Origin of the sequence: Alteribacter keqinensis (assembly GCF_003710255.1) — a bacterium.
Lineage (GTDB): Bacteria > Bacillota > Bacilli > Bacillales > Salisediminibacteriaceae > Alteribacter > Alteribacter keqinensis.
Map to the genome: position 1 here is coordinate 61,034 of NZ_RHIB01000001.1, position 25,284 is coordinate 86,317.

The window sequence follows — 25,284 nt, forward strand, 5'->3', positions numbered from 1 at the left end:
GATGACGAGATTACAAGAACGGAAACTTTATGATGTTTCTGCACCGAACGCTTCAACCGGGATCATTAACGGACAGAGTTCAAACGTGCTGAACTGGGATGACACCCGGTTCAGCTGGGCTTATCCCCTGTATAAAAACATGCTTGCAAACTTCTGGACACCTTTTGAAATCAACATGTCCAACGATGTGAAACAATATGAATCCCTCAGCAGTACGGAGAAGGAAGCCTTTAACAAAATCATCGGTCTGCTGGCGTTTCTTGACAGCATCCAGACCGACTACTCCATGCACGTAGCCAGGTATCTGACTGACTCGTCGTTGAGTGCCCTGATGACCGTGCTTTCCTTTCAGGAAGTTGTTCACAACCAGAGTTATTCCTACGTATTATCGAGCGTGACCGATAAAAACAAACAGGACGAAATCTTTGAATACTGGAAAAGTGATCCCGTTTTACGGGAGAGAAATGACTTTATCGCAAAAGGATACGAAGCTTTTACCAAGAACCCGACATCTCAGACATTCATGGAGTCGATTGTGTACGACGTCATTCTGGAAGGGCTCAACTTTTACTCTGGATTCAGTTTCTTTTACAATCTGGCAAGAAATCAGAAAATGGTCTCCACATCAACGATGATCAATTATATTAACCGCGACGAACAGCTCCATGTGCACCTGTTTACGAACATCTTTAAGGAGATGCTTCGGGAAAACCCGGAACTGAACACGGCAGCCAATCATCAATTTGTCCGGGAAACCTTTGTAAAAGCCGCCGAGCTTGAAATTAACTGGGCCAGGTACCTTTTCAAGGAGCCGATAGAAGGGATTAATCTGACCGACCTGGAAGACTATATTAAATTTATGGCAAATAAAAGAGTAAATGAATTGGGGATCGAACGTCCGTTTGATGGCCACAGGAAAAACCCGATGCGCTGGATCAAAGTCTATGAAGATGTTAACGGCGGAAAAACGGACTTTTTTGAACAAAAATCCAGACAATACACAAAAGTGGGAGCCGATAACGGCTTTGATGATTTATAGGAACGAAGGGCTGTCTCAAAAAATGAGACAGCCCTTTTTCTGATGTTTTTAATTAGTTGTGCTAAAGGTCATTGTGGGTATAAAGGTGTTGATTGGAGCGCAATGAGTGTAAATCAACACTTGATTTTAAAAATGTCATTAAAATTCAGAAGTTTTTTAACACCTCTGCCCCATTGCTGCATCAGTATTTCACCTGTTTAAGTATTCAGAAAATGATGAACGTTATTAAAATAAACGTTTACATTAAAACAAACCTATGATATTTTTTTATTAACGGTCTTATTAAAGACAATTTCCGTAATTTGAAAAAGAGGAGTGAACGTATATGACTGACTCAAATGGAGGCGGGGAAAAGAAAGGGATTTTCTCAAAGTTTCTTGACGGTGTAGAGCGCGTCGGAAACAAACTGCCTCATCCGTTTATGTTGTTTGTTTATCTTGCTTTGGGTGTAATCGGGCTGTCCTGGTTCATCAGTTTATTTAACATTTCGTTTGAACATCCGGGGACCGGGGAGACAGAACAAATACAAAGTATGCTTTCAGCAGATGGAATTGAGTACATTCTCTCCTCGATGCTAGATAACTTTACCGGGTTTGCGCCACTCGGCCTTGTTCTTGTGATGATGTTTGGTATCGGTCTTGCCCAAAAGGTCGGACTGATCGAGACATTTATGAAAAAGACAATATTAAACGCACCGAAAAGCCTGATTACGTATGCCATTATTGCAACTGGTATCATGGGGAACCTTGCCTCTGATGCGGCATTCGTTATCGTACCGCCACTTGCGGCAATGGTCTTTTACGCGATCGGCCGTCATCCGCTGGCAGGTATTGCTGCCGGTTTCGCCGGGGTTGGTGCCGGTTTTACAGCGAACGTCATCATCACAGGTACCGACGCCCTTCTTGCGGGTATTTCAACAGAAGCGGCACGGACAATTAACGCTGAAGCACTCATTACCCCTGTAGATAACTGGTATTTCATGCTTTTCTCAGTCCTTATGCTGATGTTTGTAGGTGCATGGATTACAGAAAAAATCATCGAGCCTCGACTTGGAAAATACGACCCGTCACTCGGTGAAGATGATGTTGTAGGGCAGAAGATTGAAGAGATCACACCTGAAAAAAACAGAGGTCTCAGAAATGCAGGGATTGCCGGTCTTATTTATACTATTTTAGTTTCATTGCTAATCGTTCCCGGTGATGCAATTCTCAGAGGGGAAGGCGGCACGATTGTACCTTCACCGTTTCTGACCCATATCGTACCGATCATTCTCTTTTTCTTTATCGTTGTTGCCATTGCATACGGCCTTACTGTAAAAATAATCAAATCCACAAAAGACATCCCGGAATTCATGGCTGATTCCATGAAGGACATGTCCGGTTATATTGTCCTGATTTTTGCGGCTTCCCAGTTTATTGCCTACTTTGAATGGACAAACCTCGGTGCTTTCATTGCCGTCTCTGGTGCAGAAACACTGACGAATCTGAACTTTACCGGACTGCCGGTTATTGTGGGCTTTATTATTCTGGCTGCGGTGCTCAACCTGTTTATCTTCAGTGGTTCCGCTCAGTGGGTACTCATGGCACCGATCTTTATCCCGATGTTTATGCTTCTGGATTACAACCCGGCATTCGTTCAGCTTGCCTACCGGATTGCAGATTCATCTACGAATATCATTACACCGCTTAATCCGTACGTGGTCATGGTTCTTGCATTCATGAAGCGCTATGATAAAAACGCAGGGTTTGGAACGCTCATTACGATCATGCTTCCATACTCTCTTATCTTCCTCGGAATCTGGATTGCGATCTTTATTGCCTGGACACTGCTCGGGATTCCGATCGGACCCGGTGTAGGAATGAACTAAATATAGTCAGAAAGGGAAAGGAGTTGTTGTGCAGCAACTTCTCTTTTCCTTTTTTACTGAGCGGAGTTAAAAAGACTTTTTTCATAAAGATTGTTGCTCTTACAATGGTGAATTCCGCTACAGGCGGACGCTTTCCGCGGGCATCATTTCAGCCTCCTCGGGGAGAACGCAACGGCACTTAAAAAGTTCGGTCTTTAACTTTTTCCAGTGCCTTGAGAACGCCCTGCGGGGTCTTCAGTCGAAGTTTTTCCTGCTTCTTTCTCTATCAGCGAATGCTTTGAGGTGTATGTGTCGAAGCAACTCGAAGCTTATTCCTGAAGTAAACGCTCGTCGCAGGAGTCGCCGCCTTTCGCTCCATTTTTTTTGCGCTAGGTTATCCTGTTCTTCTTTCTTTTCAACTCAGCTGAATTTGGATGAAGGGTCACACTCCCTCCTTGAATCTTTTTTGGTGTAGCGTGATTTTTGGAAGATTTCCGTATACTGCAACTTCACCTGGTGAAAGTTGCTGATTTGAATCTAAAGCGGACGCAGACAATTGTATAAACACCACTCTCAAAGAACTCAATGGAGCCGGAATGTCAGAGACTTCTGCGGTAGTGGGGGCCAGGGCGGGACCCCGCAAGCGAAGCGAGGAGGCTAGCCGGCACCTCCGCGGAAAGCGAAGGAAATGGAGGCTCCATTACACAAACCTTTAAAAGAATGTAATTTAAACAATGAGTTTCATACATTCACATATAAAACCAACTTAAGGAGTCGTTATCAATGGGATTTTCAGTCAAAGGACAAGGCATACAAATAGAAGAAATGGTCGTCCATTACCGGAGGCATTTTCATAAAAACCCTGAACTGAGCCAGGAAGAAGAAGAAACGTCAAAAACCATCCAGGCCTTTTTGAAAGAAGAAGGCATTCCTTATGAAACCGGTTTTGCCACTCACGGGGTTCTTGCCATCATTGAAGGAGAAAAGCCGGGGAAAACAGTCGCTCTCCGGGCTGATATTGACGCCCTTCCGATCACAGAAAAAAACAACGTCCCCTATGATTCTGAAACGAAGGGGAAAATGCATGCCTGCGGACACGATGCCCATACAGCGATGCTGATGGGAGCCGGTGCTCTCCTGAACAGAAATAAAGCCGAACTTCCGGGAAAAGTGCTTCTCGTTTTTCAGCCTGCTGAAGAACTGGCTCCTGTTGGAGGAGCGCAGGAAATGATGAAAGACGGTGTCTTTGATACACACAAACCTGACGCCATTTTTGCCCAGCATATGTGGCCGGATCTTCCGGTCGGACAAGTCGGGGTGATGGGCGGCCCTATCATGGGGAATTCCGACCGCCTGTCCATGACGATTCACGGGGCAGGAGGGCATGCGAGTATGCCTCACCAGGGAAAAGATGCGATCGTCATTGCCGCACAGGTCATTAACCATCTTCAAACGGTCGTAAGCAGAAATGTGGATCCCATGGAGTCTGCCGTTATTACGTTTGGGGAGATTCACGGCGGCGACCGCTATAACGTGATCCCGAGCACAGTGACTCTTGAAGGAACGGTACGCACAAATTCCGACGAGGTAAAGAACAGAGTAAAAGACCGGATAAAGAAAGCGGTAAACGGACTTGCAGATGCCAATGAAGTTGTTATCGATGTGGATTACGTGGACGGATATCCGGCAACGGTGAACTCTCCCGAGTGGGAGGCACCAGTTAGAGAAACCGCCCAGGCCATTCTGGGCAAAGAGGCAACACCACAGTTGAACCCAAGCCTTGGAGGAGAGGACTTCGGCCGCTTCCTTCAGGAATACCCCGGACTCTACTACTGGCTTGGTACTGCCATACCGGACCGGCCGGCGCAAAAGCCTCTTCATGATGCTGAGTTTGACATTAACGAAGAGTCTCTCGCCATCGGTACGGAGCTCATGACCCAGCTTGCATTTGACGCACTTGAACGACTGAACAAGGAGAACGGCCAATGAATATCGATGCCTGTTTAGAAGAGCTGAATCCGAAGCTTATACACTGGCGAAGGACCTTTCACGCGTTTCCGGAAACCGGCTGGACCGAATACGTGACTACGTACCGCATTTACGAACAGCTTCAGGCCCTGGGGCTTACGGTTTATACAGGCACTGACGTAGTTGAGACGTCGGCACGGATGGGCGTTCCCTCAGACCAGGAACTTTACGCCTCTGAAAAAAGAGCATCAGAAGCAGGTGTACCTGAAGAGTTTCTAAACAAGGTGGCTGGCGGGCATACAGGAGTGGTGGCTGTTTTAAAAACGGGGAAGCCCGGACCTCATATTGCCTGCCGGTTTGATATTGACGCGCTTCCGATTGAGGAGTCAGACACCTATGACCACGTACCGGCGGAAAAAGAGTTTGCCTCTTCTTTGCCTGGCTCGATGCATGCGTGTGCCCATGACGGCCACACTGCCATCGGCCTTGGAGTTGCAACCTGGCTGGCAAAAAACAGGGACGAGCTTACAGGAACGTACACGCTTCTTTTTCAGCCTGCTGAAGAAGGGAGCCGCGGCGCAAAAGCCATGGTGGAAAAAGGGTGGCTTGACGATGTTGACGTTTTTCTGGGAGGACATATCGGTATTGAAGACCTGACTGTCGGTCAGGTAGCTGCAACAACGGAGCAGTTTTTAGCCACTACGAAGTTTGACGTTCATTTTAAGGGAACAGCAGCCCATGCAGGGAAACGTCCGGAACAAGGGAAAAACGCCCTTCTTGCAGCGGCAGCGTGTGCCCAGCATCTTCATGCCATCGCTCCTCACTCACAAGGGGCGACCCGGCTCAACATAGGTACCCTTCACGCCGGCACGGGGCGTAATATTGTTCCCGATCAGGCAACCCTAACAGGAGAAACAAGAGGGGAAACGAACGAACTGAACGACTACGTGTTCCAGGAAGCAGAACGAATCATTCATGGCTCGGCCTCTCTATACGGTGTTGAAGCAGAAATGAAGGTTGTCGGGAAAGGAACGTCTGCTGTCTGTGATCCGGAGTTTACACGTATGCTGGAGCAGGCTTCAATAAGAACAGCGGCGATTACAGAAGTCCTGCCGGTTCTTTCTTTAGGCGCATCAGAAGACGTGACTCACATGATGAACCGCATTCAGGCACGGGGAGGAAAGTCAACATACATGATATTTGGGACACCGCTTCCTGCAGGACACCACCACCCTCGCTTTGACTACGATGAAGGGGTATTAAAAACAGGAGCCGCAGCGTTTATTTTACTTATATTAGAATGCAATCAAAGGGGGAAGCAGCGATGAAACAGTGGTTGGAAGAAACATTAATGAAACTGAACCTTGTAGAGACGATGGACCAGCCGGACGGATTTACCAGACTCGGGCTTACAGAGGAAGAATGGGAAGCCATGGCTGTTTTTACGAAAACAGCGGAAGAACTCGGCCTTTCTGTGAGTCAGGATAAGGCGGGAAACCGGATTGCCCGCTGGGAAACAGATGAAAATAAACATAAACCAACTGTAGCTACAGGGTCTCACGTTGACACAGTTGAACGGGGCGGGGGCTATGACGGTGTCGCAGGAGTACTGTGCGGACTCGGAGCCGTTAAGGAACTAAAAGACGAAGGATTTTCACCGGCCCAGCCCATTGAAGTGATTTGCTTTGCAGCTGAAGAATCATCCCGGTTCGGGATATCCACCATCGGAAGCAAAGCGATGTCGGGGCTGGCGGATTACCGCGCACTGGAAAACGTGACAGATTCCGGGGGAATGACCATACGTGAAGCGGTGGAATCAAGAGGACTCGTTTGGGGTGACGTAAAAAAGGCGGAGCGGGCACCTGATGAGATTGCTTCTTTCGTCGAACTTCATATAGAACAAGGTTTAAGAGTAGAACAGGCAGGCGCAGATTACGGAGCGGTTACGGCAATCGCATGCCCGATCAGACTCCTTCTCCATTTTAATGGGAAAGCAGGCCATACAGGAACAACACCGATGATGGGGAGGCAGGATGCCCTCGTAGCAGCGGCCCCTCTGATTTCCTTCATCTCTGAACGGGCAGGAAAACTTTCAGCCGAATCGGATTTGCCAATTGTAGCCACTGCTAGTACGATAGAACTAAAGCCGAATGTGATGACAGTCATTCCAGGCTCTCTTGATCTTGGCATTGACATTCGCAGTGTAGATGACAGTTTAAAAGAACAGCTCGAACGTGACATTTACGACAAGTGTAAGGAACTGGAGAAGCACTTTAACGTAACAATTGAAGGTGAAAAACTTGTCCATAACCCGTCTGTCCATTTAAACGAGCATGTCTGCGAAAAGCTTGTTTCAGTGGGAAGTGAACTGGGGTTCTCCTCACTTACTCTTGAGAGCGGTGCAGGACATGATGTGATGAATATGGCAGCAAAATGGCCCTCCGGAATGATCTTTATTCCGTGTAAAGGCGGTCTCAGCCATCATCCTGCTGAAGAAGCCAGTGTGGAAGACCTGGCCAAAGGGGTTAAAATTATTGCGGCTTATTTACGTAAAGAAGCAGGTGAGTAGATGTGAAAATCAGATTAGGTGCTGTAGGACCTGAGGACTCGATTAAAAAAATTGAACAGGAAGCGGGACGGTTCCAGGACCTTGTTCTTATTCCTTTTCCTTATGAAAGAACGGAAGAGACAAAGGGAATTATTGAAGCGAACAAAGACAAAGTAGATTACTGGCTTTTCTCAGGGCAGGCGCCGTACTTCTTTGCCCGCAAGCTTAATCTTGTAGAAGACCATGAAGCCACCTATCCGCCTTTATACGGCTCAAGCCTTCTTGGGAAGCTTCTTAAAGCACAATATGAAAAAGGGACCATTCTGCCCAGCATCAGCGTTGATACGATCAGTGATGAGGAGATGGATTCGTTCAGGAACATGTTTTCCCTTCAGGATCTTGAAGTCTATAATTATCCGTATGAAGGCTACCTCCCGCCTGATGAGATCGTGACGTTTCACGAAAATCTCTATAAAGAAAAGAAAATCGAAGCTGCATTTACGAGCATTCGCTCGGTTTATCTGGCGTTAAAAGAACGGGGCGTTCCCTGCTACAGAGTGACGCCCACAGAGCTTGCGATTCAACTGACGATCAAATTTCTCCGAGAACGGATTCATTCTGCTTTGTACCGGAAATCACAGATTGCAATAGTAGGGATTGAGAGTGTTCAAAGCCCTCTTCAGTCTGAAGAAGAATACTACTCCTTCAAGTCAAAGCACCGGGACCTTGATTTGAAGCGGCTGATTCTTCTTTATGCTGAGAAAGTCCACGGGTCCTACGTCCAGATCGGCGATGGTGTTTTCTTTATTTACACGACCCTGGGAGAACTTGAATACCAGACGTACCAGCCTCTTTTTGACCTTATTCACCAGGCGAAGCTGCAGACAGGACTGTCGCTTCGTACCGTATCAGGATACGGACGTACGGCTATTGAAGCAGAGCAGAATGTGCGCATGGCTTTCCGTGAAGCAAGATCAAGCAACGACCAAGTTGTCTTTACTGTAGATGAAGACAAATCAGTCCGTAAAGTTTGGGAAAACGAGGGTGAAGTCTCCTATAACCAGCGGCTCTGGGGGGAGGAATGGCTTGAAAAGTTTAAAAATGCTCATATCAGCCCTGCCATCGTGTCAAAAATTCAATCGATCTCTGTTTACTATGGCCAGAAGACCGTTACGGCCAAAGACATATCTACATGGCTGAACAGTACAGACCGGAACGCAAGACGGATTCTTACGGCCCTTGAGGATATGGGGCTTGCAAAAATCAGCGGTGAAGAGCAGCCCGGACAGCGGGGAAGACCAAGGAAAATATACACCCTTACGTTTGCTGAATAATAAGAAAAAAGCACCAGTTGGGTGCTTTTTTAGTGGGTTATTATTCACATATAATATTAAACCGATATCCTCAGTGGAATCCCATTTACTTGAATTTATGTATCATGATGGGTTTTATTACCTGGATAATACGAATGGTGGCAGTTATTGTTAAAATTCAATTATCCCCTGTGTGACGCGCATTTAAGCAGAATAGTCTAAAAAATAAGATATTAATATAGTTTTTTCCTTTACATTGCAGTGAAGGTATAGTAGCTTTGTACATAACGTTTTCTCTGCCGGCTTTCGGTGGAGGGGAATGGGATAGCTGGACGGAGAGAGGAAAATGGTGCAATACATAAACTGAATTTTCTGAATAAACACCATATTCCATATTATTTACTCTCATTGTTCAGGAGTAAAAATAAGATAGATAATTAAACAAGGGGGAGAAAGAGATGTTTAAAAGCAAAGTACTTAAAGCGGGGGCCTTTTCACTGGCTTTGGCCACAGTTGTAACCGGCTGTGCCAGCGAACCGGATGAAGGAGCAACAACGGACGAAGGCGGAGATTCAGACGGGAGCGCGGAAGAAGGTGGCTCCGGTGAAGCAGGGGGAGACTTGAAAATTGGTGTTCTTTCCGACATCAACACACTTGATCCGCATACCGCAAGTGACGTTCCATCAGGACAGGTTCATACAGCAATCTATGAAACATTGACGAAGTTTAACGAAGATATGGAACTTGAACCGCTTCTGGCAGAGAGCTGGGAAGCCACAGACGAAAATGTCTGGGAATTTAAACTTGTAGAGGGCGTTCAGTTCCACGACGGTTCTGACTTTAATGCAGAAGTTGTTAAAGCGAACGTTGAACGTATCCTTGATGAGGAGATTGGTTCTCCACGAGCGATTCTCTTTGAAATTATTGATGAAGTAAATGTCATTGATGACTACACAGTAGAATTTGTTACAGAAGACCCATTTGCTCCACTTCCGGATCACTTTGCTCACTACGCTTCCAGTATCGTAAGTAAAGAGTCCATTGACGGTGACTATGAAGCAATGGAAGACGGAGATCAGGCAGGAGCTTATATTAACCAAAACCCTGCAGGGACTGGCTTCTTTGAATTTGAAGAGTGGAATTCAGGTAACGATGTGAAGCTTGTAAACTTCGAAGACTACTGGGGTGAAAATGCGAAAGTGGATACGGTCACACTTGAGGTTATCCCGGAAGACTTAACACGTCTTGGGAACCTTGAGTCCGGCGATATGCACATTGTTGACCCTGTAACGGCAAGTGACCTTGCCCGGGTTGAAGGAAACGAAGGAGTAGAGCCTTACATCCGTGACGGAGCAAGCATCACATACCTTGGCTTTAACATGGAAAAAGAGCCGTTTGACGATCCACTCGTACGCCAGGCTCTCGATATGGCACTTGATAAGCAGGCGATGCTGGACGGTATCCTTGAAGGAACAGGGGAAGCTGCCAACGGGCCGATTAATGATACGCAGTTCGGCTACAGCGCTGATATTCCTGTACAAGAGCAGGATATTGAAGGAGCGAAAGAGCTTCTCGCTAAAGCCGGCTATGAGGACGGATTTGAAACAACGATCTGGACAAACGACAGCCGTGAGCGTCAGGATATTGCCGAGCTGGCACAGGCAAACTTTGAAGAAATCGGTGTAACGGCGGACATCAATACGGTTGAGTGGGGTGCCTACCTTGATGCTACAGGTGCCGGGGAGCATGACATGTTTATTCTTGGACTGTCACTTGGTACCGGTGACGCAGATTACCCGCTTCACATGCTCTTTCATTCTGATAACGCAGGACCTCCGGGTAACCGCGTATTCATGAAGGACGATGAGTTTGATGCCCTTCTTCAGGAAGCTCGTATAGAGCAGGATGAAGACCAGCGTCTGGCTCTTTACAAAGAAGCGGTCGAGTACCTGAACGAAGAACAGCCAATGTCGTTCCTGTACCACCCATCCCATATCATGGGTATGCAGTCCAACGTTCAAGGATTCTGGGCTGACGGCTCCGGAATCTATCAGCTTCAGGATGTAACCATTAACTAATGGCTGCATAAAATAACAAAAGAAATAACGTGCCGGGCAAAGGCTATCCTTTGTCCGGCATGTTTTGTATTTTTCTGATTAATATATGCAGTTACTATTTTCCCTGCAGATTACGTAAGATGAAGCCGGAGTGCACTTCATTTTCCGCGGTGTTGCCGGTTAGGCTGTCGGCATATAAAGAACCCCTGCTTCTTCCTCTGCCAGTTAAGCTTCGCAGCTTTCTGCGTCGAAGCAACTCGAAGCTGATTCGTGATGCAAACGCTCATTGCTCCCGCAAGAGTGTGATGCATTCGCTGCAATCAACATTTCTTTAAAAAGGTTACAACGTTCTAAGCCCTCCTCAGGCTGGTGTCTTACAGGGACTCAACGAGATTCTGCATCGAAGGAGTTTCGTGCACTCCGGTTTCACCCTTCTTTTTAAGAAACAAATTACATTTTTTACATTAAAAAGAAATTAGATAAAAACTGGTACTCCCCGGAACCATCTTCCTACATATACAAACTCGCAAGAAAAATCCCTAAACTATCTTCGTACATTTCGTCAAACTGCTCAATCGGAAGGGGGTTTTCGCCAAGGCCGAGTTCCACTGTAAACCCGGGCCTTCTGAACTCCTGGATAAACCAGTCTTTAAAGCCTGCGTAGCTCTCTACATATTGAATCGGTTCGAATCCTGACACTCTCGCAAACTCATTCACGATCGTTTCGGACTCTTCAGGTTCAAGTCCCTGATAACCCCAAAAAATAACCTTCCCCTGCGTATGATAGGCAAGAACCCGGTCAAAATCAGATTCAAAGACAAGATCAGCCATAGCGATGGCCTCCGGTTCTGTTAATGGTGCGTATCCAGGGAAATCACGGGGGGAAGGGCTTTGAGGCTTCGTCTCTGCTTCTTCTTCCCACTGGGCAGGGTACTGGTTGTTCAGATCTACACCTCGGATATTTGCTTTCCAACCTGAAAAGTCTGTGCTGTTATTATTGATTGCCAGCACCTCACTGCGGTAAGGCTCTTCATCGGGCAAGCCGTTGATAAGCAGATCCACACCATCTGGATTTACATTTGGGACGATGGACAACATCACCGATGAAAAGAACGGCAGAAGGGCAAGCCCTCTTACCGGTTCACTGTTCACAAGTCCGAGTAAGTACGTATTAAGTGTCTGCATCAGTACCGGTGTTGTGATCCATTCATGGGCATGAAAAGAGCCGTTCAGGTGAACCCGTTTGTCTCCTGTACCTACGCTCAGTTCATAAATGTCCTTTCCCATAACCGAATTCCCGATCGTTCTTACAGCCATAAAGGGATAAATTTCCTTAAGCATTGCTATGTCGTTTGCCATAGCGGCAGAGTTGTATTCCCTTCCCCCCTGAACAATCGGGGAGCGGACCCTGACCGGGATCAATACTTCCTGTTCGATCTGAAGCTGCAGCGGGTTCAGTGAAGGATTAAGAAGCTGGATCATATCCGTTGAAGCACCGATGCGCTGTCCGATCGTCCAAAAAGAGTCACCTGGCTGAATTGTATAAATGCTCACATAAAAACCAGGTATCCGGACAATCTGCCCAATTTGCAGACGTTCAGGGTTTGTATTTGGATTGGATGCAGTGATTAATGAAAGAGGGACAGAAAACAGCTGGCTGTAGAACCAGAAGCTGTCACCGCGACGGACGCGTATATTCATACTCAACTAACCTCCTTAAAGGTATCTTCATCATAAATATGAAAAAATCCTGACAGTCAGACCCCGCGGGCTTAATCAAAAGAGCGGCTCTCAGCAGAGCCGCTCAGGAAATGGTTTTTATTCTGGAAGCAATTCGTTCTCGTTGAAGTAACGCTGAAGCGTCTCTGTCTCCGAATAAGGTACTTCCCTGCCGTTAACAAACTGATGCCCTACAAAGCCGATACCTGTTAAAAGAACAATATCTCCTTTATCTGCAAACGAGAGGGCTTTATGAACGCCTTTTTCCCTGTCCAAGGCTGTATTGACGGACGGGTGAATCGGATCCTGAAACCCGTTTAGTACACCGGATACGATGTCTCGTCGGTCAAGCTGATCCGGGTGATCAACTGAAACGACGATATGATCCGCTTTTCCTTCCACTGTTTCTCCCATTTTCGGCCATTGGGCAGGATCACCGCCACCGGCACCTGTAACGAGTACTATCAGCTTTTTATGGTCCAGCTGTTTTGCAGCCGTAATGACTTTATCAAGGGCATCCGGGGAATGGGCAAAATCCATAATGATTTTGTAATTACTCAATTTGTCCTCAATCTGAAACCGGCCTTCCGGGAGTGACAGGGTCTGCAGTCCTTCCAAAAGGATCGGGATCGGAATACTCAGGTGAAGGCACGCGCATAAAGACGCAAGGAAATTAGAGATATTATAGTCTCCGAAAATGGGGACGAGAACAGGGAATCGTTTTCCCAGAATGGTAAGGTCCATAGCCGTACCGGCAGAGGTGGTTTCCATATTTTCAGCAAAGACATCTCCTTTTGTGTAAATCCCGTAAGTAAGAAGCGGTCCTTTAAACATGGCTTTAATGTCTCTGCCCATCTCACCGTCGTCAGCATTTACGACGGCTTTCTTCACCTGACGGAAAAGCTTGAGTTTCGATTGCTTATAGGCATCATAAGACCCATGAAAATCGAGGTGCTCGGGAGTCAGGTTTGTATGAATACCAACATCAAAAATCACACCGGCGACACGCTTCTGCTCGATGGCAATGGAAGTCACTTCAAGGGAAACAGCCTGAAGACCTTCTTTATAAAAACGGTGAAAGATGTACTGAAGGTCCGGCGCTTCAGGAGTGGTGTGCGTAGTATGGTTAAAGTTACGTCTGATCCGGTCATCCCACACACCGTTCGTCCCGATAAGTCCCGTTGGAATTCCCGATTTCAACAGGAGATTGCGGACAAAGGAAGAGACGGTCGTTTTTCCGTTCGTACCGGTCACAGCAATGGTTTTAACTTTTTCATCCGCATGGTCATACAGAACAATGGACAGGTAGGACATAAAGGATTTGGCGTCTGTTACCTGAACAAAGGTGGTGCCGGGAAAAAGCTGTACAGCTTTTTCAAGAAGCACGGTATCAGTCCCGATAATAATAGAAGCTCCTGAGCGGCAGGCTTGGTTAATGTAGCGGTGTCCATCAGTTTTTGTCCCTATTATGCAAAAGAACGCAGTACCCGGCTCCACCTTTCTTGAATCGTATGTAATGGACGTAAATGAGGTTTCAGAAAGTCCCCAGTATTTCTTAATGAGAGGATGTTTATGTTGAAATGATATAAGCATGGACATAACTCCTTTTATTTGCAACAACCAATCCTTATTTCCATAGTAGTATTCGTTTTTACAGGAATTCTATTATCAGGTTAAAAAGGAAAATAGTGTGCTCTATATCGCTTTACTACCCTAAAAGGTTTAGGTATAAACATAATTGAAAACACGAAAAAAAGCCGCGCCTGCTTTTGGGCGCAGCTTTACTATATTGAGTTGATTCTAAGGTCCGGCCAGCTTGCAAAGTTAAATTCGTGTAAACCCTTCTTCGTCCAAGTACTGTGCAGCCTGTTTATAGGATACAAACGTGCCATCAAGACCCGTATCAGCATACACGTTCCACGTATCCCCTTCTTTTATAACCGTAAGGGTCTGCGTGTTGTCATTGATCCAGACTTCTTCCTCTTCTTCACTTTCCGGCTGTGGGGAAAGGGAGGAGATGGCTTTTTCAATGACAGATCTGAGTGCTCTTTCTGTAAAATTACGGATGTTCACCATCCCTTTATCATTCACTTCATAACCGGTGAGTTCACCGGCGTAAACAAAGCCATTACCGTTTGGGTGAAGGTGGTACACGACATTTTTCTTGTCTTTAACACTGTCGGGATAGTGAAAGTTCACTCTCCCCATTGAAACGTCATTGCGTTCCAGCTCAGGGAAAGATTCAATTATTGTAAGTTTCTCTTCAAAAGTCAGCATATTGCCTCCATTAATGTAAAGTTATTCTTAGTATATCAACCTGTCCTTAAAATTAAAACGTTCATCTCCGTCACAAAATGTTTACAAAATGATTAAGAATAGTCAAATAGTTTAATAGACTTTTCAAGCCATGATGTTAAAATGGAAGCAGGTCGTATTAGGGAGCGTTTGTAATGAAACTTTGGTTTAAGAAGATATCCATTGTCATGATTACCTTTATCACGCTGGGAATGTTTATCCCGCCTACATATCTTGATACCAATGCAGATGGTGCAAAGGGACTTGACGATTCAGACAGCGATCCGGATTTGTCTTCTGTTTCTGATGGAGAAGGGGACCTGGATGACCTTGAATTAAATGAAGATGATCTCACAATAGATGATGACCTCACTGACGGGGAATCCCTGGACGAGGTTATTGAGAGGATAACCGAAGAAGCGAGAGAACATACCCTTAAGAAACTTGGGCCCAAAATCGCCAGGCAGGTGGAAGACGATGTTTTGAGTGCAATCCTGCCGAATATAGAGGAAGTACTCAACACTCTTGTTGAGCAGGCAGGAGACAGCTCCTATCAGAATTTCGTTGTTGCAGAAGAGCCATCCGGCGGTTATGGAGAAAGAATTTTTAACATCCACGACAGTGAGGCCAATGAAGATGTGGCGAAGTTTCACGTAAGGCGGGACAACCGGCCGAAAAACGGATACTGGTTTAATTTTCATTATCACCTGAGTTCAGATGGCTTTGAAGAGCACCATGAGCTTGGAGAAGTGTACTGGGATAAAAACACCCCGCCTAAGTGGATGTCATAATAATAAAGGAGTCCTTCCATGCCGGAGGACTTCTTTTATTTTATCAAGACGGTCCCATATTCTGCCCGAATTGAACCAGCAGGAGAAAGTGTAGTAAAATGTGCTTTAGACAAATGAGGAAAAGGTGTTGTTATGAAAACGTATATTGTAATCGGGGCCGGAATCCTGGGGGCTTCAACAGCCTATCACCTGGCAAAGAACGGTGCCCGCGTCACAGTAATAGACCGGAAAGACGAAGGTCAGGCAACAGATGCGGCTGCGGGCATTATCTGTCCCTGGCTCACACAGCGCAGAAATAAACCGTGGTTCCGCCTCGTAAAAGGCGGAGCTGCCTATTATCCGAAACTTGTAGAAATGCTTGAAGAAGACGGAGAAATAGAAACCGGGTATGACCGTGTGGGTGCCATGATTATGCACCACGAAGAGCACATGATTGACCGTATTGAAAAACGGGCCTATGAGCGAATACCGAACGCACCGGAAATGGGCGAAATTACGAGACTCGGACGAAAGGAAACCCAGGAGAAATTCCCTGTCCTTTCAGACGCCTATGGAGCGATCCATGTAAGCGGAGGTGCCCGTGTGGACGGGCGGGCCCTCCGGAATGCCCTGACGAACGGAGCGAAAAAGAACGGAGCGGAATTTATTACTGGAGATGCAGAAATCCTGTATAACAACGGCCGTGCCACCGGTGTGAAAGTAGATGGAGAGAAGATCGAAGCCGACAGTGTGATCGTGACTGCAGGTGCCTGGGCAAGAGAGGTTCTTGAACCGGTGGGAGTGCCTTTTATGGCTTCATCACAAAAAGCTCAGATCATTCACCTGGACATGCCGGATACCGATACGAGCGAATGGCCGGTGATTATGCCCCCCAGCCGCCTTTACATGCTCACATTCGGACCCGGAAGAGTCGTTGTAGGAGCTACCCATGAAGATGATGCAGGGTTTGATCCCCGGGCAACTGCCGGGGGAATTCATGAAGTGTTGAATCGTGCATTGGAAGTTGCACCGGGGTTAACTGACGCCGGCTACGTTGAAACCAGAGTAGGATTTCGTCCATTTACTCCCGACTTCCTTCCGGTGGCCGGCCCGGTACCAGGAACAGATGGATTGTATGCAGCAAACGGCCTCGGATCATCCGGGCTCACATCCGGTCCGTATCTGGGCGCAGAGCTTGCCAGACTTGTGATGGGCTTGGAAACCGATCTGGACATGTCTGACTACGACATCTCTGCCGCTATACAAAAATAAGATTCCAGATCTTACGAGGTCTGGGACCCTAAAGACACCAAGTTAAGATGAGGTTATATGGAGAATGGTGATGCAGCCGGTATGTCCGCAGACTCCTGCGGGAGCAAGGCCCAGGGTGAGACACTGCAACGAAGTAAAGAGGCTTACCGGTGCCCCAGCGGAAAGCGAAGAACATTCCGGCTGCATCTGACTTTTCAGCTGAATAATTTGACATAATCTATTAACAAGACGGCTATGGGGCCTGTTCCTGCTTTGCTGAAGCGCAGCACTTTTTAGTGCTGCGCTTTTTTTGAGAGCTTCATTGAGTATGGAGGAAAGTGAAAAAAGTTTTTTTCCTTCTTGACTGTGACGTAACGTCATTGTTTATAGTAAGTGGTGAGGTGATCACCGTGTATTTAATCAAGGAAATTTCCGGGATAGCCGGGGTAAGTGTGCGTACGCTTCACCACTACGATCATATCGGTCTTTTAAAGCCAGTCGAAGTAAAAAGAAACGGCTACCGCTACTACAATGATGAAAGCCTTGAACGATTGCAGCAGATCCTGTTTTTCAAAGAGCTTGGCTTTTCCCTTCAGAAGATCAAAGACATTTTGGAAGGCCCGGGTTTTGACCGGAAAAGAGCACTGGAACAGCATAAACAAGTACTCATGGAAAAAAAAAAACGCCTGGAAAAGATCATAGCCTCCGTTGATCAGACCGTGGCAGCTATGGAAGGGGAGAAGGGGATGTCAAAAAAAGAAATGTTTGAACCGTTTGATACGGAAGAAATTGAAAAGCATCAAAAGAAGTATGCCGATGAAACAAAAGCAAAGTACGGCCATACAGATGCCTATAAGGAGTCCATGAAAAAAACAGCCTCCTATAACAAAGAGGACTGGGCTCAAATCCAGACCGAATGGAACGAGTTTTATAAAAAGCTCGCCTCACATATGGGGAAAGGTCCAAAAGACCAGGAAGTGCAGAAGCTTATCGGTGAATACCATCAGTTAATCAACAATCACTTTTACGCTTGCCCGACAGAAATGTTCCGGGGACTTGGTGAAATGTATGTAAGTGATGAGCGTTTTACAAAAAACATTGATAAACACGGAGATGGACTGGCAGCTTTTCTGAAGGATGCCATGGGAATTTATTGCGATGACTGGGAAGGGAAATGAAGGAAGGTATTATTAAGGTCTGAGAGCAAGACCGGCAATATCTTGAGGTAGACCCAAAAGGCAAAAAATCTGCCTTTTGGGTCTGTCTCCCTTTTTTATGGCTGAAATAAGACGCTTTCTACTCTTGGTTTCACAGGATGGAAATGGCGCTCGAAAAAGGAAAGGATCTCTGTCCACGACTCGAGCCCTGCCAGTGCATTTGCCCTTTCGTCTCCTCCCAGTTCAAATGGCAAATCTGCAGGGAGGACGGAGGGGAGGTAGGGAAGTGTTAAAACATGTCCCGCGTCCTTAAATGACACATGTTTCTTTTCAAACGGGAAGCTGTGTTCTGCGAGGCGGGCCATTATGGTTTCGCACATAGGGGTGGAAGGCCAGAGACGATCCTTTTCCCCGCTCAGGAGAAGGACAGGACCATTGATCTTTTCAACTGGAATGGCAGCTTCTTCTCCTGATTTTTCCAGGCTTCTTTCAAACATTCCCCGAAGAGCAACCGGCTTTTTTCGCCACTGGCTCTTGAGTGATTCGAGCGTTATAGAAAAGGAGAAAGAATATTTCACGTACGGTAAGCTCTTTCCACCATACGTCCACGAGGAACCCTTTCGTTTCCGGTTGACACTTTGAAAAGCGTGACTTGCCGGCACTTCACCGACTACTGCACGAATCTGAGGGTAATAACTGGCGGCGAGTAAAGCAAGTTCTCCTCCTTTTGACGTCCCCATACAGCCTATTTCCTCACGGTTGATGAAGTCTTTCCCGGACAGCCATTCCACCGCTCTTCCGACTACTTCGAGAGGAACTTCATGGAGGGTGGCAGGGAGAGAAGGGGCACCGAAATATGCAAGAGCGAATACAGCGTAGCCGTGCGCACTCAGCACCGCAGCTGTTTCTTCATAGATTCCCCCTTCAGAGCCCCCGAGGATGATTACAGCCGGTACGTTACTTTCATTTTCGGGATAAAAAAAGACGCCGTTTAAGCCTGGTTCATCTACTTCTTCCCACTGGATATGGTCTTCTTGAAACAAGCGGGTAATCGTGCGTTCGAGCACAACAATTTTCTCTTCATTAATTACTGTGATATCAATATTCATCGGTTCAAGCCTGCTTTTTTGCAAAACTGAGGATGGTGATTCCACCGGTGTAAGAGACCATAACAACGCCTGCAGCGTGTCGGGGCCGTTTTCTTTTGAGAGCCTTATTTTTCCGGTTTCATCTGCCTGAACAGAAATAGCGGATGCCCAGCGTTTCTCCGTTCTGTCGATCCACCGTGCTTTTATTTCAAGAGTTTCAAAAGGGGTTAATCCGTCCAAATGAAGCTGAACGGGCTCATCAATCCGTCCGATATCCGGGTATAAAAAACAAGTCATTTTTTCTTCACCTGCCGTATCATTATTGGCGAAGCAAAAGGTGCTGTTTCTGGATGAAGAGTCTTCTCCGCTTGTCTTATCTATATTCGATAGAAGGGTGGAAAACACATTCTTTTTGCCGTATGTTACTTAAATGATTTCTTTTACACGGTAAAAGCAGAAGAAGCCTGTGTACTGCATCAAGAAATAAGCCAACAAAAAAAGCTGAATTTCTTCAAGAGAAGAAATTCAGCTTTTCATTGGATTAGCTTCGGTTTGGGTTGTCGTTGTACCCAGCTGTAAAGATAGCAGCAAGAAAGGCTGCACATACGCCTAGAATTAAAAGCAAGTTCATGTTTTATGGCCTCCTTCGGTCAATCAATATCTGTAATTCAATATACCACGAATTAAAACCGGATGCACGTCTAATTTCTTTCATTCCTTTTTTGACTCCCGTATAATGAAAGCGTAGTACAAAATGAAACATTCTTAGGATGTGTACCAACAGCGAAAAGTAACCAAACTGGAATGATGATTGAATCATAAGGAGGTTTTCCCGATGTATGTAGTCATGAATGAGCTGCATGTACCAAAAGAGGGGCGTGAAAACGTCGCTGCTCGTTTTTCTGAAAGTGCGGAGAAAATGAAGGATGTTCCCGGCTGCCTCGATTTTATGTTTTTACATCCTGCAGATGACGAAAATTATCAGGTTGTTCTTACGAAGTGGGAATCCGAGGAGGATTATAAGGCGTGGGTTGACAGCCGTGCGTTTAAGGATGCACATAAAAAGCGCCGTGAGAATCTGGACAAGAGCCCGACGTCAGGTAATAAAATATACGAATATGTCGCTAAACACCACCTGTAATACGATGAGGATGTCCAAAACGGGCATCTTCTTTTTTGCGAATATTTATTGTTCAGACTGCACAACCGATAATAATAGTAGAAGAATTGATTATTGAGAGGCGTTTGACATGAAGAATACATACTTAACAAGTCATTTTCCCCTTATTTCCATCGTGCTGTTCAGTCTGACCCTGGCTCTTTACAGTGAGAGAGTGATTGTCAGCTTACTTCAGGAAGTGGGTATTTACAGCGGGATGGTGGAGGTGTTCAGTGAACGGGGAATCCAGATTTCTTTACTGTTTGTTTTGCTGTTTTACTTTTTCATGCTTTTTTCTGCTCTAAAGCTCATCGCAGATACGGTAAATGAAGTGTCTTTGCTGTTTTTCTCAAGAGACAGGGAAGGCAGCGATTTGCAAAAGATACGGGGAGGCGTCTGGGTTTTTCTGATCGGAAGCATTATCGCGGTTTTACTCTCTTTTAATATCTGGTACAGTACGGCAGCTTTTTTTCTTGCCTGCCTCGGTTATTTCATCTTTTTTGTCTACAGGCTGGGAGACTCACTCTCTTCAGCTTCCCTGGTAGGTATGGTGTTTTTCCACATATTTTTTTGGCTTACCCTTACGGCAAGTGTCTCCTACGCCACGCTGAAACTTTACAACACCATTATCGCAAGTCTTCCGATCTGACTTTCCAAAATGGGGGAGATACATAAAGGATGCTGTCCCTTATGTCTCCCCTCTTTTTTATTGGTTGTGTTAAAGGTTATTGTTGATTTATTAAAGAGTTGATTGCAGCGAATGCGCGGCGCCCCCGCGGAAAGGGAGTGCAATGAGCGGAAATCAACACCTTAAATTAAAAGAGTTTTTTTATTTGTCCATAATGTTTTTCCAAAGGCGTGTATGGTAGGACCCGTTACTTGCCTCAATAATTGGACCCGGGGCGTCTTTTCCAAGCCATACACCTGTTGTGTAGTGGTCATTAAGGCCCACAAACCACAGATCATGAAAGCTGGACGTCGTCCCGGTCTTGCCTCCTGCGTAGCCATTTCCCGGAAGCCGCGCAGCCGTTCCTGTCCCCTCTTGAATAACGATCTTCAGCATACGGCGCATTTTCTGGTTTGTTTCTTCAGACCAGACCTGTTCGGATTTTTGTTCCCATTCATAAAGGACGCGCCCATTTTGGTCCGTGACATGTCTGATGGCTCTCGGCTGAACGTAATGCCCGTCATTTGCAAAAGGAGTGTAGGCGCCGGTAAGCTCCAAAAGAGATACCTCCATCGTACCGAGAGCCGAGGAAAGAACGCGGTCTTTAGCAGATAAGCGGCTGAAATCAAATTGTTCTATGTAGCTGAAAGCCTGCTCAATGCCCGTTTGATCGAGCATTCTTACAGCAGCTGTATTGTATGAGGAGGCAAGAGCTTTTTCCAAAGGTACTTTCCCGTAAACGGCACCGCCGAAATTATTAGGTGAGTAGCCGTTTTTTTCGTAGGGGCCTGCATCAACAATGGATGAAGGGCCGAGTCCGGTATATTCAAGGTAAGGGACAAAAGAGAGCAGCGGTTTCATGGCAGACCCTGGCTGATTGTAGGCTTGGTACGCGCGGTTAAAATCAAATTTCCGGTAGGACTTTCCTCCGGAGAGGGCAACGATTTCACCCGTCAGATTATCAATCATGACGGCACTTCCCTGGAGGTCACCGGGCCCTGGGATCGCATTCACTTTATTGACAACGTGAACCTGCTTAGCCGGATCAAGAGCAGTATGTATGGTAATGCCGCCCGCCAGAAGCTCATCTGTTTTTTCATTCCACCGCTTGTGGATTTCTTCTCTCTTTTCATCGGAAACTGCCTGCCTGAGGGAATGTTTAAATCCGTGGCTGATGCCGACAAGCTCTTTGAATTCATGATGAACGTAGGTCACGTAGTCCGGATGGTCATCGATACGGGAAGATACATTCAGGACAATGGCTTCTTCTTTTGCCTGATCAAACTGTTCATAAGTAATGAGCTCCTCATCCTTCATTTTTTTCAGTACCCACTCTTTTCTTTTTTCTGTGTTTTCTTTATGAAGGAGAGGATTATAATACTCTGGCCGGTTCGGAATGGCCACTAAAAAAGCAGCTTCAGCAAGACTTAACTTTACTGCAGGTTTGTTGAAATAAAAGCGGCTCGCGGCCTCAATACCGTATACGCCGTTATGAAAATACAGGACGTTTACATAAAGCTCAAGAATTTCTTCTTTACTCAGATGCCGCTCAAGCTGGTACGCATAAAGCAGTTCTGTCAGTTTTCGTTCGTAAGTCTGCTCATGGGTGAGGTACACGTTTCTCGCAAGCTGCTGGGTGACGGTACTTCCTCCCTGCTCGACTGACCGGGATTCAAGGTTAACTAGAAGAGCCCGTGTCATTCCCTGAATATCAAAGCCCTGATGGTCAAAAAAGGCCTGATCTTCCACAGCAACAAGAGCTTCAAGGACTGTGGCCGGGATTTCATCAAAGGTGAGGTTAATCCGGTTTTCCCCTGAAAAGATTTCAGAAACAACCGCACCGTCCTGATCCGTAATCAGGCTTGTCTGAGGCAGGGCTGCTTTTTTAACAGGAATCTCTTCATCCAGCACCACGTGGAGTGAACGGGTATCCTGATATTCAGCTGCTCCTTCCATTAGAAGGAGTGAGAATGCTCCCATTAAAAAAAGTATACAAAATGTTCCTGCAACCCCTCGCATGTCCTCGTGCCTCCTTGGTTTCTCCTTTTATTCTATTAAAAAATGTCGGAAATTGACAGGTTTTATACGCATGTCTTTTCAAAGAGAGCGAATGAACCTATAAAGCCATGCATAAGATGAATCAAGATATCTGGTTATTTCCCCAGCCAGTATTGGGAGGAGGCCCAAAATGGACATTCTTAATAAAATTCAGCAGTACCGGGAAGAAGAAGAAAACCTGAAGTGGGAAGGGACATTCGCGGAGTACCTGGACATCTTGAGAGAACGACCGGAAGTGGCACAGACTGCACACTCCCGTATTTATAACATGATTAAAGATGCGGGCGTAGAAGAGGTCGATGGTAAAAAGCATTATTGTTTCTTTGAAAACCAGATTTACGGCCTTGAAGATGCACTTGAGAGACTGGTAGAAGAGTATTTTCATTCAGCAGCCAAAAGGCTTGACGTTCGTAAAAGGATCCTCTTATTGATGGGTCCTGTCAGTGGTGGTAAATCAACCCTTGTTACGATGCTGAAGCGAGGTCTTGAAAAGTATTCAAAGTGCGATAGCGGTGCTGTTTATGGAATTAAAGGCTGCCCGATGCATGAAGACCCTCTTCATTTAATCCCCCATCACCTGCGTGAGGAATTCAAGCAGGAAACAGGCATACGGGTCGAAGGGAACCTGTCTCCTCTTAACCTGATGCGCCTGGAACAGGAGTATGGCGGACGAATTGAAGACGTGATGGTCGAACGCATTGTCTTCTCTGAAGATAAACGCTGCGGCATCGGAACATTCAGTCCGTCTGATCCGAAATCACAGGATATTGCGGACTTAACCGGAAGCATTGACTTCTCAACGATTGCTGAATACGGGTCCGAATCGGATCCGCGTGCCTACCGGTTTGATGGTGAGTTGAACAAAGCGAACCGCGGTCTGATGGAGTTCCAGGAAATGCTCAAGTGTGATGAGAAATTCTTATGGCATTTATTATCTCTTACTCAGGAAGGAAACTTCAAAGCCGGACGTTTTGCCCTTATTTCAGCTGATGAAATGATCGTGGCCCACACGAACGAAGCCGAGTATAAGTCGTTTATTTCAAATAAGAAAAATGAAGCCCTTCACTCGCGGATCATCGTCATGCCGATCCCGTACAACTTGAAAGTGAGTGAAGAAGAGCGGATCTATCAAAAAATGATCAGAGACAGTGATATTTCAAATGTTCACATTGCCCCTCACGCTCTGAAAATTGCAGCAATCTTTACGGTGCTCACAAGACTTAAAGAGTCCAAGAAAAACGGCGTGGACATTCTAAAGAAAATGAAGTTGTATGATGGTCAGAATGTAGAGGGCTTCAATACCCAGGATGTAGAAGAGATGAAGAAAGAGTATCAGGATGAAGGAATGAACGGAATTGATCCTCGTTACGTGATCAACCGGATTTCATCTGCTATTATCCGCAAGGAGCTTACATCCATCAACGCCCTGGACGTTCTTCGTTCCATTAAGGACGGACTCGACCAGCATGCTTCAATCTCGAAAGAGGACAGGGAGCGTTATTTGAACTACATTTCTGTAGCACGTAAAGAGTACGATGAAATTGCCAAGAAAGAAGTACAGAAAGCTTTTGTCTACTCGTATGAAGAGTCGGCGAAAACGCTTATGGATAACTACCTCGACAATGTGGAAGCGTACTGCAACAAAAATAAGCTGCGCGACCAGCTGACCGGAGAAGAAATGAATCCTGACGAGAAGCTTATGCGCTCTATTGAAGAGCAGATCGGCATTTCCGAAAATGCGAAAAAAGCATTCCGTGAAGAAATTCTGATTCGCATCTCCGCCTATGCCCGCAAAGGGAAGAAGTTTGACTACCAGTCTCACGAAAGGCTTAGAGAAGCGATCCAGAAAAAGCTGTTCGCCGACCTTAAAGATGTGGTCAAAATCACCACATCGACGAAAACGCCGGACGAAAATCAGCTTAAGAAAGTCAACGAAGTCATCGCCAGACTCATCGAGGATCACGGCTACAACTCAACATCGGCCAACGAGCTGCTCCGCTACGTCGGAAGCCTCTTAAACCGCTAAAAATACCGGGAAAGTTCGGGGGTCTGTCCCCCGAACTTTTTTGTTTTGGGGTTGACAGATAGGTCTGAATGTTGTAAGTTGAGGTTTTTTTATTTGAAGATCGGGGAATAAAGGGGATATAGGAGTCCATCTTCTATCCCCCTTTTTTATTCATACTTTCCTCATACATAACCTGAAATTTCTGCAAAATATTATCAACTGTGTTTAATTATTATCAATTATGGTTATGCTGACATCATTTTGAATCCTCCATAAAACCTTAATTCTCCTGTTATCTCTGTCATTTTCAGGATTATATGTTTCATTTCATTAACAATTATTAT

General features: G+C 46.0%; 18 protein-coding genes. 13 read left to right on the forward strand and 5 right to left on the reverse strand.

Annotated elements, in window-relative coordinates:
* Position 1: 1 nt before the first annotated feature.
* From EBO34_RS00310 to EBO34_RS00340, 7 genes are all read left to right on the forward strand, one after another.
* A complete protein-coding gene (locus EBO34_RS00310) occupies positions 2 to 1,039 on the forward strand; it encodes a ribonucleotide-diphosphate reductase subunit beta (RefSeq protein ID WP_122895980.1) in 1,038 nt (345 codons plus the stop codon).
* A 325-nt stretch (positions 1,040 to 1,364) separates the two neighbouring features.
* Positions 1,365 to 2,906: an AbgT family transporter gene (locus EBO34_RS00315; protein ID WP_122895981.1), complete on the forward strand. Its 1,542-nt coding sequence runs from the start codon at positions 1,365 to 1,367 to the stop codon at positions 2,904 to 2,906.
* A 762-nt stretch (positions 2,907 to 3,668) separates the two neighbouring features.
* A complete protein-coding gene (locus tag EBO34_RS00320) occupies positions 3,669 to 4,874 on the forward strand; it encodes a M20 metallopeptidase family protein (RefSeq protein ID WP_122895982.1) in 1,206 nt (401 codons plus the stop codon).
* Positions 4,871 to 6,181, forward strand: coding sequence for an amidohydrolase (locus EBO34_RS00325; RefSeq protein ID WP_122895983.1), 1,311 nt, complete (start codon positions 4,871 to 4,873; stop codon positions 6,179 to 6,181). The genes EBO34_RS00320 and EBO34_RS00325 overlap by 4 nt, the downstream gene beginning before the upstream one ends.
* Entirely contained in the window at positions 6,178 to 7,422 is a 1,245-nt protein-coding gene (locus EBO34_RS00330; protein WP_122895984.1) for a M20 family metallo-hydrolase, read from the forward strand. Before EBO34_RS00325 ends, EBO34_RS00330 begins: the two co-directional genes overlap by 4 nt.
* A gap of 2 nt (positions 7,423 to 7,424) precedes the next feature.
* Positions 7,425 to 8,735: a helix-turn-helix domain-containing protein gene (locus EBO34_RS00335; RefSeq protein ID WP_122895985.1), complete on the forward strand. Its 1,311-nt coding sequence runs from the start codon at positions 7,425 to 7,427 to the stop codon at positions 8,733 to 8,735.
* Positions 8,736 to 9,172: 437 nt separating this feature from the next.
* Positions 9,173 to 10,792 carry a glutathione ABC transporter substrate-binding protein gene (locus tag EBO34_RS00340; RefSeq protein ID WP_122895986.1) on the forward strand — a complete coding sequence of 540 codons (1,620 nt, stop codon included), beginning with the start codon at positions 9,173 to 9,175 and terminating at the stop codon, positions 10,790 to 10,792.
* A 489-nt stretch (positions 10,793 to 11,281) separates the two neighbouring features.
* On the opposite strand, the gene EBO34_RS00345 is transcribed toward EBO34_RS00340, so the two are convergent.
* From EBO34_RS00345 to EBO34_RS00355, 3 genes are all read right to left on the reverse strand, one after another.
* A complete protein-coding gene (locus EBO34_RS00345) occupies positions 11,282 to 12,472 on the reverse strand; it encodes a M14 family metallopeptidase (RefSeq protein WP_122895987.1) in 1,191 nt (396 codons plus the stop codon).
* A 117-nt stretch (positions 12,473 to 12,589) separates the two neighbouring features.
* Positions 12,590 to 14,083: a UDP-N-acetylmuramoyl-L-alanyl-D-glutamate--2,6-diaminopimelate ligase gene (locus tag EBO34_RS00350; RefSeq protein WP_183163646.1), complete on the reverse strand. Its 1,494-nt coding sequence runs from the start codon at positions 14,081 to 14,083 to the stop codon at positions 12,590 to 12,592.
* 231 nt (positions 14,084 to 14,314) lie between these two features.
* Positions 14,315 to 14,767, reverse strand: a complete 453-nt coding sequence (locus EBO34_RS00355; RefSeq protein ID WP_122895989.1) for a hypothetical protein — start codon at positions 14,765 to 14,767, stop codon at positions 14,315 to 14,317.
* 173 nt (positions 14,768 to 14,940) lie between these two features.
* On the opposite strand from EBO34_RS00355, the gene EBO34_RS00360 reads away from it, so the two are divergent.
* The 3 genes from EBO34_RS00360 to EBO34_RS00370 all read left to right on the forward strand — a co-directional run bounded on the left by EBO34_RS00360 (position 14,941) and on the right by EBO34_RS00370 (position 17,984).
* Positions 14,941 to 15,576 carry a YpjP family protein gene (locus EBO34_RS00360; RefSeq protein ID WP_122895990.1) on the forward strand — a complete coding sequence of 212 codons (636 nt, stop codon included), beginning with the start codon at positions 14,941 to 14,943 and terminating at the stop codon, positions 15,574 to 15,576.
* A gap of 132 nt (positions 15,577 to 15,708) precedes the next feature.
* A complete protein-coding gene (locus EBO34_RS00365) occupies positions 15,709 to 16,827 on the forward strand; it encodes an NAD(P)/FAD-dependent oxidoreductase (RefSeq protein ID WP_122895991.1) in 1,119 nt (372 codons plus the stop codon).
* Between the two features lie 317 nt (positions 16,828 to 17,144).
* The gene (locus EBO34_RS00370; RefSeq protein WP_249413960.1) at positions 17,145 to 17,984 is read left to right on the forward strand and encodes a MerR family transcriptional regulator; all 840 of its coding nucleotides are present in this window, start codon (positions 17,145 to 17,147) and stop codon (positions 17,982 to 17,984) included.
* A 95-nt stretch (positions 17,985 to 18,079) separates the two neighbouring features.
* Here the strand turns inward: EBO34_RS00370 and EBO34_RS00375 are convergent, their stop codons facing one another.
* Positions 18,080 to 19,348 carry an acyl-CoA thioester hydrolase/BAAT C-terminal domain-containing protein gene (locus EBO34_RS00375; RefSeq protein WP_122895992.1) on the reverse strand — a complete coding sequence of 423 codons (1,269 nt, stop codon included), beginning with the start codon at positions 19,346 to 19,348 and terminating at the stop codon, positions 18,080 to 18,082.
* A 538-nt stretch (positions 19,349 to 19,886) separates the two neighbouring features.
* Between EBO34_RS00375 and EBO34_RS00380 the strand changes: the two genes are divergently transcribed.
* Both EBO34_RS00380 and EBO34_RS00385 read left to right on the forward strand, forming a co-directional pair.
* Positions 19,887 to 20,192 (forward strand): antibiotic biosynthesis monooxygenase family protein, encoded by a 306-nt coding sequence (locus EBO34_RS00380; protein WP_122895993.1) that lies wholly within the window; start codon positions 19,887 to 19,889, stop codon positions 20,190 to 20,192.
* 109 nt (positions 20,193 to 20,301) lie between these two features.
* Complete coding sequence (locus tag EBO34_RS00385) at positions 20,302 to 20,859, forward strand: DUF5366 family protein (RefSeq protein ID WP_122895994.1); 558 nt, start codon at positions 20,302 to 20,304, stop codon at positions 20,857 to 20,859.
* A 180-nt stretch (positions 20,860 to 21,039) separates the two neighbouring features.
* Here EBO34_RS00385 and EBO34_RS00390 read toward each other — a convergent pair whose 3' ends face one another.
* Positions 21,040 to 22,896 carry a transglycosylase domain-containing protein gene (locus EBO34_RS00390; protein WP_122895995.1) on the reverse strand — a complete coding sequence of 619 codons (1,857 nt, stop codon included), beginning with the start codon at positions 22,894 to 22,896 and terminating at the stop codon, positions 21,040 to 21,042.
* Between the two features lie 169 nt (positions 22,897 to 23,065).
* Here EBO34_RS00390 and EBO34_RS00395 point away from each other — a divergent pair, with 169 nt between their 5' ends.
* Positions 23,066 to 24,961 carry a PrkA family serine protein kinase gene (locus tag EBO34_RS00395; protein ID WP_122895996.1) on the forward strand — a complete coding sequence of 632 codons (1,896 nt, stop codon included), beginning with the start codon at positions 23,066 to 23,068 and terminating at the stop codon, positions 24,959 to 24,961.
* The last annotated feature ends 323 nt before the right edge of the window (positions 24,962 to 25,284 follow it).